This window comes from Microbacterium sp. Be9 (genome assembly GCF_011754135.1).
In the GTDB taxonomy this organism is placed as follows: Bacteria; Actinomycetota; Actinomycetes; order Actinomycetales; family Microbacteriaceae; genus Microbacterium; species Microbacterium maritypicum_A.
The window spans coordinates 115373-134048 of record NZ_WNWT01000003.1 but is presented as its reverse complement, the minus strand read 5'-3'; the positions used below and the strand labels follow the sequence as shown (position 1 = coordinate 134048).

Below are 18676 nucleotides of genomic sequence, written 5' to 3'. Positions count from 1 at the left end.
AAGGAATCCAGACATGTCCTCCACACGCACCGCGGTCCGCACCACCGGTGTCGCCGTCCGCGCGATGCTCGTCCTCACCCTCGTGCTCGGCGTCGCCTACACACTCCTGGTCACCGGCATCGGGCAGCTCCTGCTCCCGTGGCAGGCCAATGGCTCCCCCCTTCCCGACGACAGGGGCAGCTCGCTGATCGGCCAGTCCTTCACCGATGACGACGGCGAGGCGCTCCCGGAGTACTTCCAGTCGCGGCCCTCCGCCGCGGGCGACGGCTACGACGGCGCGGGCTCCAGCGGAAGCAACCTCGGCCCGGAGAACACCGACCTGGTCGCAGCGATCGCGGAGCGCAAGGCCGCGATCGCGGAGCGCGAGGGGGTCGACCCGTCGCAGGTGCCGGCCGACGCGGTCACCGCCTCGGGTTCCGGGCTCGACCCGCACATCAGCGTGGCGTACGCACTGCTGCAGGTGCCGCGCGTCGCCGAGGCCCGCGGGCTCTCCGCACAGGAGGTGCGCGACCTCGTGGAGTCTAGGATTCAAGGGCGGGATCTGGGATTCCTCGGCGCGGAGCGCATCAACGTCGCCGAGCTCAATCTCGCGCTCGATGAACGGGAGGGCGAATGACCGCAGCGCCACTTCGTCGATCTCACGGCCACTCCCGCCGGGGGCGGCTCCGGGTACTCCTCGGAGCCGCCCCCGGCGTCGGCAAGACCTACGAGATGCTCGCCGAGGGACGACGCATGCTCGACGAGGGCCATGACGTCGTGATCGCGATCGTCGAGACGCACGACCGCGCCGCGACGCAGGCGCAGACCGCCGGAATCCCCGAGGTGCCCCGCCGGGTCGACCTCCACCGCGGGATCGCCCTGACCGAACTCGACGTCGACGCCGTGCTCGAGCGGGCACCCGAGATCGCCCTCGTGGACGAGCTGGCGCACACCAACGTCCCCGGCTCGCGCAACGCCAAGCGCTGGCAGGACGTGGACGAGCTGCTGGATGCGGGCATCGACGTGGTGACCACCGTCAACGTGCAGCACATCGAGTCTTTGAACGCCGTGGTCGAGAAGATCACCGGCATCGCGCAGCAGGAGACGATCCCGGACGCCGTGGTCCGCGCCGCCGACGAGATCGAGGTCGTCGACCTCGCCCCGCAGACGCTCCGTGATCGACTCTCGGCCGGACTCGTCTACCCGGCCGAGCGGATCGACGCCGCCCTGTCGAACTACTTCCGCCTCGGCAACCTCACCGCACTGCGCGAGCTGGCCCTGCTCTGGCTCGCCGACGAGGTCGACAGCGCGCTGCGCAGCTACCGGGCGGAACAGGGCATCGAGGGCAACTGGCAGGCCAGGGAGCGCGTGGTCGTCGCCCTGACCGGCGGCCCCGAGGGCGAGACCCTGCTGCGCCGCGGCGCCAGGATCGCGGCCCGCTCCGCCGGCGGCGAACTGCTGGCGGTGCACATCACCGCGCAGGACGGCCTGCGCGACGAGACACCGGGAGCCCTCGCCGCACAACGCACGCTCGTGGAGTCGCTCGGCGGCACCTACCACCAGGTCGTGGGCGACGACATCCCCGCCACCCTGGTCGAGTTCGCGCAGGGCGCGGACGCCACGCAGCTCGTGATCGGCGTCAGCCGGCGCAGTCGCGTCACCGCTGCGCTGACCGGTCCCGGCATCGGCTCTGAGGTCATCCGCCGCTCCGGCGACATCGACGTGCACATCGTCACGCACGCCGCAGCGGGTGGGCGGATGGTGCTGCCGCGCATCACCGGCGGAGCCCTGGGCTGGCGTCGACAGCTGCTCGGTTTCGGCGTCGCGCTCGTCTTCGGACCGATCCTGTCGTGGATCATGTTCACGTTCCGCAGCCCCGAGTCGATCACCGCCGAGGTGCTCGCGTACCAGCTGCTCGTGGTCGTGGTCGCCCTCATCGGCGGCATCCGCCCTGCGGTGTTCGCGGCGGTGCTCTCGGGCGTCACGCTCGACTTCCTCTTCGTCGCTCCGCTGTTCACGATCACGATCGCGCATCCGCTGCACGTGCTCGCGCTCGCCCTCTACGTGCTCATCGCGATCCTGGTCAGCATCATCGTGGACCAGGCTGCGCGACGGGCCCGCACCGCGCAGCGCGCCGCCGCCGAGGCCGAGCTGCTCGCCGCAGTCGCCGGCAACGTGCTCCGCGGCGACAACGCCGTGCTGGCTCTGGTCAGCCGCACCCGAGAGGCGTTCGGGCTGAGCGGCGTGCGCCTGATCGCTCCCGACGGCGAGGTGCTCGCGAGCGACGGCGAACCCGTGGCCGACGGACGTGCCACGACCATCCCCGTCGGCGTCGTCCCCGGGGGCGGGCCCCGTGCGGTGCTGGAGCTGAACGGCGAGCCGCTCGCCGGACCCGAACGCCGCCTGCTGGATGCGATCGTCGCCCAGCTCTCCGCCGCGATCGAGCACACCGATCTGCGTGCCACCGCGAGCGAGGCGGAAGCACTCGCCGAGACCGACCAGGTGCGCAGCGCCCTGCTGTCGGCCGTCAGCCACGACCTGCGCCGCCCCCTCGCCTCGGCGGTCGCCGCCATCGGCGGTCTGCGCGGTGCGCACGGACTGTCGGCCTCCGATCGCGAAGAACTGCTCGCCACCGCCGACGAGAGTCTCGCGACGCTGTCGACGCTGGTCACCGACCTGCTCGACGTGAGCCGCGTGCAGGCCGGCGTGCTCGCCGTATCGTCGTCGCGGATGGATGCGGCCGGCTGCGTGCTCGCCGCCGTCGATGAGCTGGGGCTCGGGCCGTCCGACGTCGAGCTCGCCCTCGATCCCGACCTGCCGCCGCTGCACGCCGACCCCGTGCTGCTGCTGCGCGTGCTGGTCAACGTGATCGCCAACGCCCATCGACACTCCCCCGAAGACGCACGGGTCATCGTCTCCACGAGCGCCCTCGGCGGCCGCGCCGAGATCCGCATCATCGACCGGGGCGACGGCGTCTCCCCCGAGCGGCGCGACCGCATCTTCCAGCCGTTCCAGCGCTTCGGCGACACCGACAACACGACAGGGCTGGGACTCGGACTCGCCCTGTCGCGCGGGTTCACCGAGGGCATGGGCGGTACCCTGACACCCGAGGACACGCCTGGCGGAGGCCTCACCATGGTCATCTCCCTGCCGCTGGCCGCAGGACTTGCCGACACGGAGGGCACGGAGTGAAGCTGCTCATCGCCGACGACGATCCGCAGATGGTCCGCGCGCTGAGGATCACCCTCGCCGCGCACGGATACGAGGTGGTCGTGGCTCCCGACGGGGCCGCCGCCATCGCTGCGGCCGCCCAGACCCACCCCGACCTCATCATGCTCGACCTGGGGATGCCCCGACTCGACGGCATCGAGGTGATCCAGGCGCTGCGCGGATGGACCAACGTGCCGATCATCGTGGTGTCCGGTCGCACGGGTTCGGCCGACAAGGTCGAAGCGCTCGACGCCGGCGCCGACGACTTCGTGACCAAGCCCTTCCAGGTCGACGAGCTACTGGCACGGCTGCGTGCGCTCTCGCGTCGCTCTATCCCGGCCAGCGGCGAGTCGACCGTGGCCTTCGGCGATGTGGTGGTCGACCTCTCGACGAAGACGGTGACACGGGGCGGAGCGCGCGTGCACCTGACCCCGACCGAGTGGCGGATGCTGGAGCACCTCTCCCGGCATCCGGGCGCCCTGGTCACGCGCCAGGACCTGCTGAAGGAGATCTGGGGCAGCGAGCAGGTCTCCGACTCCGGCTACCTGCGCCTGTACATGTCGCAGCTGCGCAAGAAGCTCGAGCAGGAACCCGGCGCTCCCGTGCACCTGCTCACCGAATCGGGGATGGGCTACCGCCTGGTGCTCTGAGCGTCGGCGTCCACGGCGCGCGACCGGCGCAGGACCGCCACGACCCCGGTGATGACGAGCAGCACCGCCACGGTGATCGCGGCGATCGCGGTCGGCGTGCTCTGAGGTTCTCCGGTGAGCCGTCCGACAGCGAGCCATGCCAGACCCCAGGCCGTCGCGAGGGCGGGGGCGATGCGTCCGGTGATCCAGGCGGCGGCGGCTCCGATCACCAGGACGACGACCAGCACGCCGATCGCCCAGGCATCGGCGGCCTGCGCCCAGCTCTGCGGTGCGATCTGCGTGAGCCAGGCGGCGGTGTTGGCGACGGTGGCGATCGTGACCCAGCCGAAGTGCAGGCCGTTCGCGCCGTCGGTGAGGATGCGATCGGCGAGGCTGCGGGCGGGGAAGCGACCGAGCAGCACGATCACTCGAGCGAGCACGGCCAGCAGCGCCGCGATCACGACGACAGTGAGCCAAAGCGTCAGGAATCGTGCGGTCACCAGCCACAGCCCGTTCAGCACCATCGACGCGGCGATCCATCCGCCCACGGCCTGCTGACGCGGGTCCTGCCGCTGGGCGGGAAACGCCTGCCACACCGTGTAAGCGAACAGGCCGAGGTATATCAGCGACCAGATCGAGAATGCGGGCCCCGCGGGCGCGAGGTACGAGCCCTGGGCGGAGAGGGCCCCGTCCTGCAGGTCATCGACGGACGCACCGCCGAATGCCCCCGCGCCGACAGCGGCCGCGATCACCATGAACGTCGCCGCCGCGATGATCAGCGACTGACGACCGATGCCCTCTGTGCGTGATTCCATGCTCCGCAGGCTACGAGACGCCCGCGCGCGACGCATCGCCCTTGACACCGGAACGGCATTTCGCTAACCAGGTTAGTCAAAACCTCCATCATGCCCGCCTCACGCGGAAGCTCGCGCAGAAGGATCAGGCGCGCGTGAAGGCCGCATCGATCAGGACTTCGGCGGCTCCCCTGGCCTGCGCGGCCACTGCCGGGTCGGCCGAGATCGCGGCCGTGCTCTGCGCCCCCTCGGCGAGGATGGACAGCTGCGCGGCGAGCGCGGGGGGCGCGCCCGTCTGGGCGACGAGACCCGCCATGTGCTCCTGGAACGAGGCCTTGTGCGCCCGTACGATCTCGGCAACCTCGGGATTCGTGCCGCCGAGTTCACCGAACGCGTTGATGAATGCGCAGCCGCGGAAGTCGTCGGCGCAGAACCAGTTCTCGAGATAGCCGTAGACGGCGAGGAGACGTGCGCGCGGGTCGCCGCCCGCATCCGCCACGGCACCCGACAGGCCCGACTCCCACTCGGCGTGCTTGCGTGCGAGCACGGCCACGACGATGTCGGTCTTCGACGGGAACAGCGAGTAGAGGCGGCGCAGCGAGACCCCGGCCTCCTGACGCAGCTCGTCCATGCCGACGGCCGCGTACCCCTTGCGGTAGTACAGCTCCTCGGCGGTGGAGAGGATGCGCTCGCGAGCCTCGTCTTCGGTCATGTCCAGAAGTCTACTTGACACGAGAACGAACGTTCTCTAGATTGGTCACATCGAGCGAGAACGACCGTTCTCACCGGAACCGAAAGGATCAGGATCATGGGTTACATCACCGTCGGCACCGAGAACAGCACCCCGATCGAGCTCTACTATGAAGACCAGGGATCGGGTCAGCCCGTCGTCCTGATCCACGGCTATCCGCTCGACGGTCACAGCTGGGAGCGTCAGACCCGCGAGCTCCTCGCTCAGGGCTACCGCGTCATCACTTACGACCGCCGCGGCTTCGGCGGATCGTCGAAGGTGAACACCGGGTACGACTACGACACCTTCGCCGCCGACCTGAACACCGTGCTCGAGACCCTCGACCTGCGCGACGTCGTGCTGGTCGGCTTCTCGATGGGCACCGGAGAGCTCGCACGCTACGTCGCCCGCCACGGCCACGACCGCGTCGCCAAGCTCGCCTTCCTCGCCTCGCTCGAGCCCTTCCTCGTGCAGCGCGACGACAACCCCGAGGGCGTGCCGCAGGAGGTGTTCGACGGCATCGAGGCTGCCGCCAAGGGCGATCGCTTCGCGTGGTTCACCGACTTCTACAAGAACTTCTACAACCTCGACGAGAACCTGGGCTCGCGCATCAGCGAGCAGGCGGTGACCGGCAGCTGGAACGTCGCGGTCGGCAGCGCCCCCGTGGCCGCCTACGCGGTCGTGCCGGCGTGGATCGAAGACTTCCGCACCGACGTCGAGGCCGTGCGCTCCGCCGGAAAGCCCACCCTGATCCTGCACGGGACGAAGGACAACATCCTGCCGATCGATGCCACCGCCCGTCGATTCCACCAGGCAGTGCCCGACGCCGACTACGTCGAGGTCGAGGGGGCTCCGCACGGCCTGCTGTGGACCCACGCCGACGAGGTCAACGCCGCGCTGAAGGAGTTCCTCGCCAAGTAGTCCCCGTTCGAATCGCGCAGATGGTCCCCTTCCTCGACGGAAGGGGACCATCTGCGCGATTCGAGGCGGGAGCTACACGTCGCGCGAGCGCCAGAGCAGCCAGACGAAGTACGGGGCACCGATCAGCGCGACCACGAGTCCGGCCGGCAGTTGCGCGGGGGCGATGACGGTACGACCGATCGTGTCGGCCACCCCCACCAGGAGTCCGCCCAGCAGCACCGCGACCGGAATCATCCTCGAGTGCCTCGCGCCGACGAGCGCCCGCGCCGCGTGCGGAGCGACGAGACCGACGAAGCCGATCACGCCGATCGCCGTCACGCTCAGAGCCGCGAGCACGGCCGCCACGACCAGCAACGTGAGCCGCACCGGCTCGAGACGGATGCCGACGAGCCGCGGGGTGTCCTCGTCGAGCGACAGCACATCGAGCTCGCGGCGGCTCATCACCACGAGCGGCAGGGCGATGGCCAGCACGATCGCCAGGGGCAGCACCTGCTCCCAGACACGGCCGTAGGTGGTGCCCGAGAGCCAGGTGTAGATCTTCGGAGTGTCCCAGGGGCTCGACCTCAGGAGGAAGAAGGTCGTGAGCGAGACGGTGAAGTACGAGACGCCGATGCCGATCAGCAGGAACCTGTCGGCGTTCAGACCACCGCGCCACGACAGCAGGTAGACGAGGACGAAGGCCAGCAGCGCTCCGGCGATGGCACCCGCGATCATGCCCGCGGTGGACGAGACGGCGCTCGTGATCACGAGCACCGCGCCGAGTCCGCCCCCGCCCGTGACACCGAGGATGCTCGGGTCGGCGAGGGGGTTCCGACTCACCCCCTGGATGATGGCGCCGGAGAGCGCGAGCGCTCCACCGGCGACGACCGCGGCCACGATGCGCGGCGCCCGCTCGTCCAGCGCGAAGGCGATCGCCGCCGGCGCCTCGCCCTGCAGCCACAGCGCGATATCTCCGGTCAACAGCCACGTGTGCCCGGCGAGCAGGCCGAGGAGCAGCACGCCGGTCACCCCGAGCACCACGACCGCCAGGGTGATGCGGAACCGCGCCCCGCTGCGCACGCCGAAGCGCACCCGCGGAGGCTCCCGCGTCGGGCCGGCGTCGCGCAGGCGTCGAGCCATGAGCACGAGCACGATCGCCCCCAGCAGCGTCGTCGCAACTCCGGTCGGGATGAGGATCGCCGCCTCGGCCCCGATGATCGCCCGCAGCAGAGCATCCGAGAGGATCACGACGATCGCGCCGAGCAACCCGGCGGCCGGGATCAGGAGCAGATGGCGGTTCAGGCTCGGCACCACCCGCGTCAGCAGGCGGGCGAGCACGGGCGCGCACAGCCCGACGAAGCCCATCGGCCCCGCCAGCGTCACCGATACCGCGGTGAGCGTGACGGCGAGCAGGATGCCGACGGCCCGCGTCGATCGGATCGGCACGCCCAGGGAGGATGCCGTGTCGTCGCCGAGCGCCAGGATGTCGAACCGACGCGCGAGCACCAGAGCAGCCGCCGTCACCACGACCACGACCGGGGCGGCTTGCAGGAATGCGGTCAGGCCCAGCTGGGACAGGCTTCCGCTCCCCCACGCGAGCAGCCCCTTGGTCTCTTCGTCGAACAGGATGAGCAGCGTCGAGGTGCCGGCCTGGAACGCGAGCGCGAGGGCCGTGCCCGCCAGGATCAGCCGCGTGGTGGACGAACCCGCACCGCCGGCGAGACCGAGCACGATCCCCGCCGCGACGATGCCCCCGGCGAATGCGACAGCGCCCGAAGCCCACACTGGCACGGCGATGCCGAACGCAGCGAGTGCCGTGACAGCCAGGTAGGCGCCGGCCGTCACCCCCAGCGTGTCCGGCGAGGCCAGAGCGTTACGGGCGAGCGACTGGAGGAGGATGCCGGCCACGCCGAGCGCCACACCCACGGCGACGCCGGCGGCGAGACGCGGCACCCGCGACCCCCACAGCACCTCGGTCTCCGCGAACACCGCACCGCTGGTGCCCTGCGTGAGATGCCAGCACGCGACGGCGACGAGCACCACGGCCAGGGCCACGAGGACGCCTATGCCCGTGAGGAGAGCCCCGGCCCGGCGTCCCTCCGCCTCGTCGGGTGCGACCGCAGGAGCCGGACGCGCCGACTCCGTCGCGGCCGTCTCGTCGAGGCGAAGGGCACCCGTCACTTCGAGAGCACCTCGAGGTAGCCGTCGATGATCTGCTGGGTGGAGCGCGGGCCGCCGAACGTCCAGATCCCGGCGGGGAAGGCGGTCAGGCGCCCCTCGGCCACAGCGGGAAGCGAGGTCCACGCCGGGTTGTCCTGCAGCGCGTCGATGAAGCTCTCCGACTCGGGATCTTCGGTGCCGGTGTAGAACAGACTGGCGTCGCCGACCGTGGTCATGCCCTCCACATCGGTCTGCCCGAGGCCGTAAGCGGGGTCGACCTCGCCGGTCCACGCGTTCGTGAGTCCGAGCTTCTCGCCGATCTCACCGACCAGCGACCCCTGACCGAACGGACGCAGCGCGACATTGCCGCCGTCGACCCAGCCGTCGAAGAACACGAACTCCTTCGTGGGCAGGTCAAGATCGGCGAGCTCGGCAGAGGCAGCGTCGAGGTGCTCCTGGAACTCGTCGGCGACGACCTCGGCGCGCTCCTCCCGCCCTGTCACCTGGGCGATGAGGTCGAGCGTGCCGAGCATCTTCGCGATGGGGTCGGCGGCATCCGCGCCGACGGTCGCGAGCACGGGCACGTCGTAGGCCTCGAGCTGGGAGACGATGGGGTCGTCCGCCGCACTGACCTCGACGATCACGAGGTCGGGCTCGGTGCCGAACAGCGTCTCCAGGTTCGGCTCCTGGCGGGTGCCCACATCGGTCACGCCCTCCGGGAGCTCCTCCGCGGTGACCCACGTGCTGTAGCCCTCGGCGTCGGCGACCGCGACCGGCGTGACGCACAGCGACAGCGCATCCTCGATCTGCTGCCACTCCAGCACCGCGATCCGCTCGGCCGGCTTGTCGAGCTCGACCGTGCGACCGAGATCGTCGGTGACCGAGACGGCGCCCGTCGAGGTCGCGGTGGTGTCGTCGTCGCACCCCGCGCTCGTCGACGCCGACGCGTCGGAGGCGGTGGGGGCCTGAGTGGTGCCGCAGCCGGCCAGGGCCATCACGAGCGCGCCGCCGAGGGCGACCAGGGCGAGGGATTTCTTCTTCATCGTGTTCTTCCTCCGGGAGGGTGGGGGTCAGGATGTCGCAGCGGCGCGATGGCGTCCGTGGTGTCGACCGCGCGGGAGCACCCGGACGAGGCCGGTCTCCTCATCGATCTCGGTGTCGATGCGCAGGCCGTAGACGTGTGAGAGATTCGCGCCGGTGAGCACCTCGGCGGGAGTGCCGACCGCGTGCACTCGACCGGAGTGCAGCAGCACCACGTCGTCCGCCACCGATGCCGCGTGGTCGAGGTCGTGCAGCACGACGCCGAGGGCGGTGCCGTGGTCGTCGGCGAGCTCGCGGATCAGATCGAGAGTCTCCACCTGGTAGCGCAGGTCGAGATGGTTGGTCGGTTCGTCGAGCAGAAGTACGCCGGTCTCCTGCGCCAGCGCGGTCGCCAGCCACACGCGTTGGAGTTCGCCTCCCGAGAGCTGGTCGACGGGACGGGAGGCCATGGCGCCGAGTCCGGTCAGGGCGAGCGCACGGGCGACAGCGGCACGGTCCGCATCGCTGACGCCGGAGAATCGGCCCCGGTGGGGGTGGCGACCGTACGCCACCACGTCGGAGACCTCGATGCCGGACGGATGCGGCCGCGACTGCGAGAGCATCGCGACGGCCTTCGCGAACTCCTTCGCAGAAAGGGCGGCGGCGTCGCGGGTCTCGTCTCCGGCGATGCGCACGCTCCCCGCCTCGATGCGGTGCAGACGCGCGAGGGCGCGCAGGACGGTCGATTTGCCGCTGCCGTTCGGGCCGATGAGCGCGGTGACCCGGCCGGGAGCGAGCTGTAGCGACACGTCGTGCACCACCCGGGCACGGCCGTATCCGAGCACGAGGGATCGGCCGTGCAGGGAGGGGGATCCGGTCGTCATCTCAGCCTCGCATGGCGACGCCGCGACGCCAGTAGCCCATGAACGCCACCTGCCCGCGATCGATGCCGAGGTCCTTGACCAGGTGGCGACGCAGCGTGGTGACCACGCCGCTCTCCCCCGCGATCCAGAAGTAGCGTTCGGCCGCAGCATCCCCCGTGGCGATGTCCTCGCCGAGACCGGAGTAGTCCGGCGTCTCCCACAGCAGGTCCTCACCATCGATGTCCTTCACCCGGATCTCGTCCGTGGCGTCGGCGTCGCCGAGGTGGGCGAGGACGGCGGGGATGAGCCGCAAGCCGTGCGGCTCACCGATGTCACGCGGCAGCCAGTGCACCTCGACCCCCGAAGGTGCGTCGATGCGGAGGACGTCGGCGGGCGAGGGCACTTCGATGAAGGCGACGCCGCGCAGATCCTGCGGTGCGTCCTCGAGGATGCGGGCGATCGCCGGAGCGGCCGTCTCGTCGCCGGCGAGCACGACCGATGCCGCGGTCCCCGGCGCGAACTCGGCCCCTCCGTGCGCGTCGACATCCACCCCGCGGCGGGGGCCGACCAGGTAGAGCTCCTGCCCGACCGCGGCCTGGCTCGCCCACAGCGACGCGGGTCCGGTCAGTCCGGGTTCGAGGTGCAGCACGAAGTCGACGTCCACCTCGGTGCCGGTCTCGTCATCGACCCGCAGCTCGCGCACGGAGTAGGTGCGCATGGACCCGCGCTCCTCCTCGGGCACCGCGAGGAACGCCTGCCACCAGTTGTCGGATGCCCTGTCGAGCTCAGGCAGGACTCCGGATGCGGGTGGGAACACCAGCTTGATGCGGCTGTCGAACACCTCACCCGGCGTGCCGAACTCGCTCAGCTCGTCGCCGCCGAACGTCACCCGCACGAACGAGGGCGAGACGCGCGCGACCCCCCGTACCTCGGCGCGGGTCAGGATGTAGGTCGGACGGTCGGTCGTGGTCGTCTCAGCGGACATGGTGCCTCCCGATGGGTGTGACCATCGGCTTGCCGGAGACCGGATCGATGGTGATCTGATTGGCGAGGCCGAAGACCTCTTCGACGAGTTCGGCGGTGACGATGTCCTGCGGCGCACCGGTGGCGTGCACCCGCCCGTCCTTCATGGCGACCAGCTCGTCGGCGTAGCGGGCCGCGAGATTGAGGTCGTGCAGCACCATGACGATCGTGGTGCCGCGCGAGACGCTCAGGTCGGTGAGCAGGTCGAGGACCTCGACCTGGTGGGCGACGTCGAGGAAGGTGGTCGGCTCGTCGAGCAGCAGGATGTCGGTCTCCTGTGCGAGCGCCATGGCGATCCACACGCGCTGGCGCTGACCGCCCGAGAGCTCGTCGACGCTGCGGTCGGCCAGGTCGGAGATGCCGGTGGCGTCGAGGGCATCCGCCACGACCTCGTAATCGTGGGCGCTCCATCGGGCGAGCATCTTCTGATGCGGGTGCCGTCCACGGCCGACCAGATCGGCGACCGCGATGCCCTCGGGCGCGACCGGCGACTGCGGCAGCAACCCGAGGATGCGCGCGACCTCCTTGGTGGGGCGGGCGTGCACCGATCTGCCGTCGAGCACGATCTGGCCGTCGCTCGGAGACAGCAGGCGCGCCAGCGAGCGCAGCAGCGTGGACTTGCCGCATCCGTTCGCCCCCACGATGGTGGTGATGCGACCGGGGGCGATCTGCAGGTCGAGGCCGTCGATGATGGTGCGGTCACCGTAGGCGAGCGTCACCCCCTCGGCGGACAGGCTGTGCGAGACGGTCATAGCGAACCCCCGGAGCGGTTGGTGCGGATGAGCAGGTAGATCAGGTACGGCGCGCCGACGACGCCGGTGATGACGCCGACGGGATAGCGGGTGCCGAAGGCGAACTGGCCGATCAGGTCGCCGCCGAGCACGAGCACGGCTCCGACGAACGCCGACGGCAGGAGCAGGTTGGCGCCGGGGCCGGTGATGCGCGCGGCGATGGGGCCGGCCATGAAGGCGACGAATGCGATGGGGCCGGTGGCCGCGGTCGCGAACGCGAGCAGCGCGACCGCACCGAGGATGAGGAGCAGGCGGGTGGCGTTGACCCGGATGCCGAGACCGGCAGCCGAGTCGTCGCCGAGCTGAAGCGCACCGAGCGCGCGCCCCTGCGACAGCATGAGCGGCACGATGATCGCCGCGGCGATCGCCATCGGCAGCACCCGCTCCCACGAGGCGTTGTTGAGGCTCCCGGTCAACCACTGCATCGCGGTCTGGATGTCCCAGTTCGCGGCGCGCGACAGCATGTACGAGATGACGCTCTGCAGCATCGCCGCGACGCCGATCCCGATCAGGATGAGTCGGGTTCCGGCGAAGCCGCCCTTGATCGAGAGCAGGTAGATCACGAGGGCGGTGACGACGGCGCCGCCGAGAGCGAGCAGCGACACGACCGGCCCGTTCACGGACAGCACGATGATGCCGAACACGGCCGCCGCACCGGCACCGTTGGAGATGCCGATGATGTCGGGCGAGGCGAGCGGATTGCGCAGCATCGTCTGGAAGCACACACCCGCCATTCCGAATGCGATGCCGGTGAGGACGGCGAGCACCGCCCGCGGCAGTCGCAGATCGCCGACGGTGAACGAGGCGCCCGGCACCGTCTCGCCGAGGATCACGCGGATCACCTCATCCGGCGTGTAGAACGTGTTGCCGACCATGAGCGCCACCGCGAAGAGGGCGAAGACCAGGACGCCGAGGACGATCGTGGCCACCGCATGCCGGCGGTGGCGCGAGCGACGCCCCGCGACGATACGCGCGATCCGGGCGGATGCCGGCTCGTCGACCCGGTCGAGGGTGTGCTCGGTGTGCTCTGTCGTGCTCACAGCTCACGCACCTTCTGCCGGCGGACGATCCAGATGAAGAACGGGGCGCCGATGATGGCGGTGATGATACCGACCTGGATCTCCTCCGACGATGGCGCGATCACGCGCCCGACGATGTCGCTCGCGGTCAGGAGGGCGGCGCCGGCGATGGCCGAGAACGGGAGCAGCCAGCGGTGGTCGGTGCCCACGAGCATGCGGCATACGTGCGGGATGATGAGCCCGACGAAGCCGATGGGGCCGGCGATCGCGGTCGCGGCCCCGGCGAGGATCACCGCGCCCAGCGCCGAGATCATGCGCGTGCGGAACACGTTCTCCCCGAGCCCCTTGGCCATCTCGTCTCCGAGGGCGAGGGAGTTCATGCCCCGGGAGCACAGGAAGCAGATCAGGGCGCCGATGGCCAGAACCGGTGCGGTGAGCGCGATGCGCGGCCACTCCGCGCCACCGACGCCGCCGATCTGCCACGACTGGAACGTCTGCAGCAGGTCGACGCGGGGCAGCATGACGGCGCTGATGAGCGAGGCGAAGGCGGCCGAGGTGGCGGCACCCGCGAGCGCGAGCTTGAGAGGTGTCGCTCCCCCGCGTCCGAGGGATCCGACCGTGTAGACGAAGACGGCGGCGAGCCCTGCTCCGGCGATCGCGAACGCCATCTGGCCGTAGGGGTCGGCGAGACCGAAGAAGGCGATGCCGCACACCACGGCCAGCGAGGCGCCGTTCGAGACGCCGAGGATGCCGGGGTCGGCGATGGGGTTGCGCGTCACGGCCTGCATGGTCGCGCCGGAGAGGGCGAGTGCCGCACCGACGAGGAGGGCCAGGACCGTGCGGGGGATGCGCTTGACGATCGCCGCCTGCGCGATCGTGTCGGTGTGACCGGTGAGGGCTGCGGCGATGTCGTCGAATGAGACGGCGCGCACGCCGAACGAGATCGACAGGATGGTGAGGACGACGAGCACCACGAGCCCGATGAGGAGCCAGAGGGTTCGCACCAGCACCGGGCGCCGCAGGTCTGCGGCCCCCGGTGCGGGCGCGATGACGGTTGCTGAGGTCACTGGGTATTCACTCCGCGGAGGCGGATCGAACGATTACGGAGCGAGCGGTGCAGCCAGGAGCGCGAGGTAGTCGCCGAGACCCCACGGAATCGACAGCGGCGACGGGTTCGCGGAGGCCGCGATGGGGGTGGCGTCGGGAAGGACCGCGATGCGGCCCTCGGCGATCGCCGGGATCTTCGACAGCAGCGGGTCGGCCTGCAGGAGCGGGATGATCGACTCGTCACCGTAGGTGATGAACAGGTCGACGTCGTCGAACTTCTGCGCCTCTTCCGCGCTGACCGTCAGGTAGAACTGGTCGCTGTCCTTGTTCTCCTCGACGATCGAGGGGAACGGCAGACCGAGATCGTGGAGATAGCCCGGGCGGGTGTCGATCGCCGTGTAGTACCCGATCTGGCTCAGGTCGGTCGGGTCGATGTAGGAGAACAGGACCTTCTTGTCCTTCAGCACACTGTTCGCCTCGAGCGCCTTCTGCGCGTCGGCGTCCAGCTGCTCGATCAGGGCGTCGCCCTCCTTCTCGAGGCCGAGGGCCCTGGAGTCCATCTCGATCATCTCGTCGACCGAAGTGCCCCAGGCGACCTTCGGGTAGGCGATGACCGGAGCGATCTTGGAGAGGGTGTCGTACTCCTCCTGCGTGAGGCCGGAGTAGGCGGCGAGGATCACGTCGGGCTCGGTGTCGGCGACGGCCTCGTAGTCGATGCCGTCGGTCTCGTCGAACAGCACCGGCGTCTCGGCCCCCATCTCGTCGAGCTTCTCCTCGACCCAGGGCAGCACGCCGTTGTCGTCATCGTCGCCCCACGACGCCTTGCTCATGCCGACCGGAACGATGCCCAGCGCCAGCGGCACCTCGTGGTTCGCCCATGCGACGGTCGCGACGCGCTCGGGCTTCTCGGTGATCGTGGTCTCGCCGTAGACGTGCTCGACTGTGACGGGGAAGGCGTCGTCGGATGCGGGGTTGCCGCCGGCGGTCGAGGTCGACTCCGGGGCGGAGGATGCGCAGGCGGAGAGACCGATGGCGAGCGCGGCGGCCGCGCCGATGGCGAGGATTCGAGAGGTGCGCACAGGCGTTCCTTCGGGTTCGGGGTGAGGGGGCGGCGCGTCACTTGCGCCCGGGCCTTTGGTAAGCCTCGCCTAATCTAACACGGAGGTTAGGGGAACCTCACCCCGGATTCCCGGCCGCGTGCTGCCTCTCGAATCGCGCGATTCGCCGCGAATCGCCGCCGGTTGGGGCCATTCACGCGATTCGAAAGCTGCGGGTGGCACGAAAAAACCGGCCGGATCCGTGAGGATCCGACCGGCTTCAGGAAGTCAGCGCGCGCTCAGAGAGCGCGGATGTTCGCCGCCTGCATGCCCTTGGGGCCACGCTCAGCGTCGAATTCGACCTTCTGGTTCTCGCGGAGCTCCTTGAAACCGGAGCCGGCGATAGCCGAGTAGTGGGCGAAGAGGTCGTCCGAGCCGTCATCGGGAGCGATGAAGCCGAAGCCCTTTTCCGCGTTGAACCATTTCACAGTGCCAGTGGCCATGTGTTTCTACTTTCTGTTGACTTAGCCGTTTACACGGCCTACGCCGAATCGGAACATCCGAGACGCGCGCACAGTCACGCTACCACGGCAGGCTGGGCAGGGACACGGAACTGTCGATTCTTCTGCACGAGAGCAGCTTCGGTGCGTGTGCTCACGCCGAGTTTGCGCAGCACGGCCGAGACGTGCACGCTCACGGTCTTGACGCTGATGAACAGCCGCTCGCCGATCTGCCGGTTGCTCAGCCCTTCGGCGATCAGCTCGAGCACCTGCCGCTCGCGAGCCGTGAGCAGGTCGTCGCCCGACGGCGGATCGGCGGGGGCACGCAGTCCGGCATCGGTGGCGAACCGGGCGACCGCAGCCCGCACCTGGGCGTTGCCGAGTGCCTCCGCGAGGCCTGCCGCCTCGGCGAGCACCGACGCCGCGGTGACGCGCTCCCCCTCGTGGACGAGCAGACGCGCGCGCTCGAGCCGGAGCACGGCGCGGAAGACGACCGGTACGTCTTCTCCCTCGGCATGGTGGAGGGCCGCATCCAGGGCGTCATGGCGCGGGTCGAGCAGCGCATCGAGGATCGTCGACCACGCGTCGTCCTGCAACTGCGCGGGTTGCGCGCACCACGCCGCACGGACGGCATCGGATGCCGTCGTGGTGTCGGCGCCCTCGGCGCGCAGCTCGGCGATGATCGCCCCGCCCTCCAGCAGCAGCCGGCGCTGGTGCAGCAGCGCCGGATGTTCGTCGCGCAGCATCTCGAGAATGGTGTCGAGCGCCCTCCGGAGATTCCCCTCGCTCTCGGCCACAGCCACCGTCATCATGATCCGGTCGTACCAGATCTGCCGCTCCGAGCCGCCCGTCTCCTCGAACGCCGGCAACCACTCCTGCAACAGCTCTGCTGCCTCGGCCGACCGTCCGCGCCAGGCCAGCACCCGCACGCGGGTCATGCTCATGTACATGCGGAACACACGCAGGGTTCCCTGTACGAAGTCGCGCGACAGCATCTCCTCGACCCGCTCGATCTCGCCGAGTTCGAGCAGGGGCACCACCATGTTCTGGGCCATGATCGACCCCGAGGTGCGTTCGACGCGGAGCTCGCGGGCACGCCGCAGTCCCTCTTCGGCGACCTCGACCGCCTCGCGGTAGCGGCCCAGCAGCGTGAGCAGGTCGGAGTAGTTGACGCGATAGCGCATCTCGGCCGTCGTTCCGGCCGCGAGCTCACGCGCCCGCTCGTACTCGCGCACCCCTTCGTCGACCCGGCCGAGGTGGGCCAGGGAGCCGCCGCGCACGTTCGCGGCGATCGACAGCTGGTCGGTGGAGTCGGCTCCGGCCGCCCCCAGCTCAGCCTCATCCGCGAGGCGGATCGCCTCTTCTCTGTCGCCCGCGATCATGCGCCGGCTCGCGAGCTGGTTGAGCAGCTCGGCCCGGAACACCTCGTCGCCGATGCGCTCCTCCGCGATGGCCAGGGCCTGCTGCAGCAGCGGGATCGCACCGAGGCGTCCGAGGTTGACGAGGTACAGCGCCTTGTTGCGCAGGAGTCGGGCATGCAGACGCGGGTCCACTGTGGCGGGGTCGATCTCGGCGAGCGCGACGTTCGCGACCGCGAGCGCCCGCTCGCCGTCGCCCGCATTGCGCAGGATCGATCCCAGCACGAGGAGCAGGTCGAGTCTCTCGACGCGTGCCGCCGCGGCGGCGTCGGGCACGAGCGGCCACAGTTCCAGTGCCAGTTCGCCGAAGCGGGCCGCGCTCGCGAACGCGTACTGCCCCTTCGCGTGGCGCATGGCGTCGGCGGCGGCGACGAGGGCCTTCCGATCGTCTTGCGCGAGCTGCCAGTGATAGGCGAGGGCCGCGGCGTCGCTGGTGTCCGACCCCGCGCACTGCGCCTCGAGCGCCTCGGCATAGGCGCGATGCAGGCGTGCCCGCTCGCCGGGGAGCAGGTCGTCGTGCACGGCCTCGCGCAGCAGGGCATGCCGGAACCGGTAGTCGTCGTCGCCCACGACGAGGATGCCGCTGCGCGTCGCCTCGCGGATCGCCTCGTCGAGGCGTTGCTCCGGCAGATCGACGAGGCCCGTGATCAGCGGATGGGAGAGCGGACGCTCGGCGCCGGAGACGACCTGCACCACACGCCGCGCATCGTCGCCGAGCCGGTCGAAGCGGGCGAGCAGCAGGTCGCGCAGACCGTCGGGGAGCGGACCGTTCGCGCACCCCGCGATCTCCTCGATGAAGAAGGGCACGCCCTCGGCCCGCTCCTGCATGCGATCGAGGGCGCTCTCGGTCAGCGCCCGGCCGGTGATCTGCTCGGCCAGCTCACGAACCGCGGCCTCGTCGAGCCGGCCGAGGGTGAGGCGCTCGAGCAACCGCGCGCGCGTCGCCTCGCCGATGAAGCGGCTCACCGCATCCCCGCGGCGCACATCGTCAGTACGACAGGTGAGGAGCAGCAGGATGCGGCCGCGGCTCAGCGCCCGCAGCAGGAAGGAGAGGATGGCGAGCGTCGACTCGTCGGCCCAGTGCAGGTCTTCGACCACGAGCACCTGCGGGGCGCGTTCGGCCGCCGCCTCGATGAGGGAGGCGATCGCATCGCGCAGGCGCTCGGGGCTGGTGCGGTCGCGATCGGTCGGGGAGTCGACGAGTTCGGGGAGCAGCATGCCGAGTGCCTCGACCCCCACCCCCACCGACTCGCGCACCCGGTCGACGCCCATGCGTGTGACGATCGAGCGGAGGATGCCGGTGAGTGGCCCGTAGGGCGTGCGCGAGGCGCCCAGATCGAGGCACCAGCCCACATGCACGTCGGCGGTCGGCGCGATCTCGGCGGCGAACTCGCGCAGCATGCGGGACTTGCCGATGCCGGCCTCGCCCTCGACGAGCAGCGCGGCCGGGACGCCGTCGCGCACCCCGGCGAACGATCGGCGCACCTCGGCGAGCTCGGCCTCGCGGCCGACCATCGCAGCGCTCGACGCGGAAGGGGGCATGGATTCATCGTCCC

16 protein-coding genes are annotated in these 18676 nt (G+C 70.3%); 4 read left to right on the top strand and 12 right to left on the bottom strand.

Translation table 11 applies throughout. The annotated features are described in order from the left end of the window. The first annotated feature begins 13 nt into the window (after positions 1–13). Genes kdpC through GLO27_RS03450 form a run of 3 tightly spaced genes read left to right on the top strand, consistent with a single transcriptional unit; the run spans position 14 to position 3839 of the window. On the top strand, positions 14–616 hold the full coding sequence (gene kdpC / locus GLO27_RS03460; RefSeq protein WP_029260071.1) for a potassium-transporting ATPase subunit KdpC: 603 nt from the start codon (positions 14–16) through the stop codon (positions 614–616). Further along, the gene (locus GLO27_RS03455; protein WP_167253621.1) at positions 613–3171 is read left to right on the top strand and encodes an ATP-binding protein; all 2559 of its coding nucleotides are present in this window, start codon (positions 613–615) and stop codon (positions 3169–3171) included. The genes kdpC and GLO27_RS03455 overlap by 4 nt, the downstream gene beginning before the upstream one ends. Further along, a complete protein-coding gene (locus GLO27_RS03450) occupies positions 3168–3839 on the top strand; it encodes a response regulator transcription factor (RefSeq protein ID WP_029260073.1) in 672 nt (223 codons plus the stop codon). The genes GLO27_RS03455 and GLO27_RS03450 overlap by 4 nt, the downstream gene beginning before the upstream one ends. Here GLO27_RS03450 and GLO27_RS03445 read toward each other — a convergent pair. Together GLO27_RS03445 and GLO27_RS03440 are read right to left on the bottom strand one after the other, a co-directional pair. Beyond that, positions 3821–4633: a tryptophan-rich sensory protein gene (locus GLO27_RS03445; RefSeq protein WP_167253619.1), complete on the bottom strand. Its 813-nt coding sequence runs from the start codon at positions 4631–4633 to the stop codon at positions 3821–3823. The two genes, GLO27_RS03450 and GLO27_RS03445, sit on opposite strands and share 19 nt — an antisense overlap. Before the next feature lie 124 nt (positions 4634–4757). Further along, positions 4758–5324: a TetR/AcrR family transcriptional regulator gene (locus GLO27_RS03440; protein ID WP_167253617.1), complete on the bottom strand. Its 567-nt coding sequence runs from the start codon at positions 5322–5324 to the stop codon at positions 4758–4760. A 96-nt stretch (positions 5325–5420) separates the two neighbouring features. Between GLO27_RS03440 and GLO27_RS03435 the strand changes: the two genes are divergently transcribed. Further along, entirely contained in the window at positions 5421–6263 is an 843-nt protein-coding gene (locus GLO27_RS03435) for an alpha/beta hydrolase (protein WP_029260076.1), read from the top strand. A gap of 72 nt (positions 6264–6335) precedes the next feature. On the opposite strand, the gene GLO27_RS03430 is transcribed toward GLO27_RS03435, so the two are convergent. The 10 genes from GLO27_RS03430 to GLO27_RS03385 all read right to left on the bottom strand — a co-directional run bounded on the left by GLO27_RS03430 (position 6336) and on the right by GLO27_RS03385 (position 18662). Then, entirely contained in the window at positions 6336–8423 is a 2088-nt protein-coding gene (locus GLO27_RS03430; protein ID WP_167253615.1) for an iron ABC transporter permease, read from the bottom strand. Further along, positions 8420–9445 carry an iron-siderophore ABC transporter substrate-binding protein gene (locus tag GLO27_RS03425; protein ID WP_021198336.1) on the bottom strand — a complete coding sequence of 342 codons (1026 nt, stop codon included), beginning with the start codon at positions 9443–9445 and terminating at the stop codon, positions 8420–8422. Before GLO27_RS03425 ends, GLO27_RS03430 begins: the two co-directional genes overlap by 4 nt. Positions 9446–9472: 27 nt before the next feature. Continuing rightward, positions 9473–10306, bottom strand: a complete 834-nt coding sequence (locus GLO27_RS03420) for an ABC transporter ATP-binding protein (RefSeq protein WP_021198337.1) — start codon at positions 10304–10306, stop codon at positions 9473–9475. Between the two features lies 1 nt (position 10307). Next, entirely contained in the window at positions 10308–11270 is a 963-nt protein-coding gene (locus GLO27_RS03415) for a siderophore-interacting protein (protein ID WP_029260077.1), read from the bottom strand. Further along, on the bottom strand, positions 11260–12060 hold the full coding sequence (locus GLO27_RS03410) for an ABC transporter ATP-binding protein (RefSeq protein WP_021198339.1): 801 nt from the start codon (positions 12058–12060) through the stop codon (positions 11260–11262). Before GLO27_RS03410 ends, GLO27_RS03415 begins: the two co-directional genes overlap by 11 nt. Continuing rightward, positions 12057–13139 (bottom strand): iron chelate uptake ABC transporter family permease subunit, encoded by a 1083-nt coding sequence (locus tag GLO27_RS03405; protein WP_029260079.1) that lies wholly within the window; start codon positions 13137–13139, stop codon positions 12057–12059. Before GLO27_RS03405 ends, GLO27_RS03410 begins: the two co-directional genes overlap by 4 nt. Further along, positions 13136–14185: an iron ABC transporter permease gene (locus GLO27_RS03400; RefSeq protein ID WP_021198341.1), complete on the bottom strand. Its 1050-nt coding sequence runs from the start codon at positions 14183–14185 to the stop codon at positions 13136–13138. Before GLO27_RS03400 ends, GLO27_RS03405 begins: the two co-directional genes overlap by 4 nt. Before the next feature lie 33 nt (positions 14186–14218). Beyond that, a complete protein-coding gene (locus tag GLO27_RS03395) occupies positions 14219–15244 on the bottom strand; it encodes an iron-siderophore ABC transporter substrate-binding protein (protein ID WP_021198342.1) in 1026 nt (341 codons plus the stop codon). 257 nt (positions 15245–15501) lie between these two features. After that, positions 15502–15705, bottom strand: coding sequence for a cold-shock protein (locus GLO27_RS03390; protein ID WP_017831237.1), 204 nt, complete (start codon positions 15703–15705; stop codon positions 15502–15504). Positions 15706–15779: 74 nt separating this feature from the next. Further along, positions 15780–18662, bottom strand: a complete 2883-nt coding sequence (locus GLO27_RS03385; protein WP_167253613.1) for a helix-turn-helix transcriptional regulator — start codon at positions 18660–18662, stop codon at positions 15780–15782. Between the last annotated feature and the right edge of the window lie 14 nt (positions 18663–18676).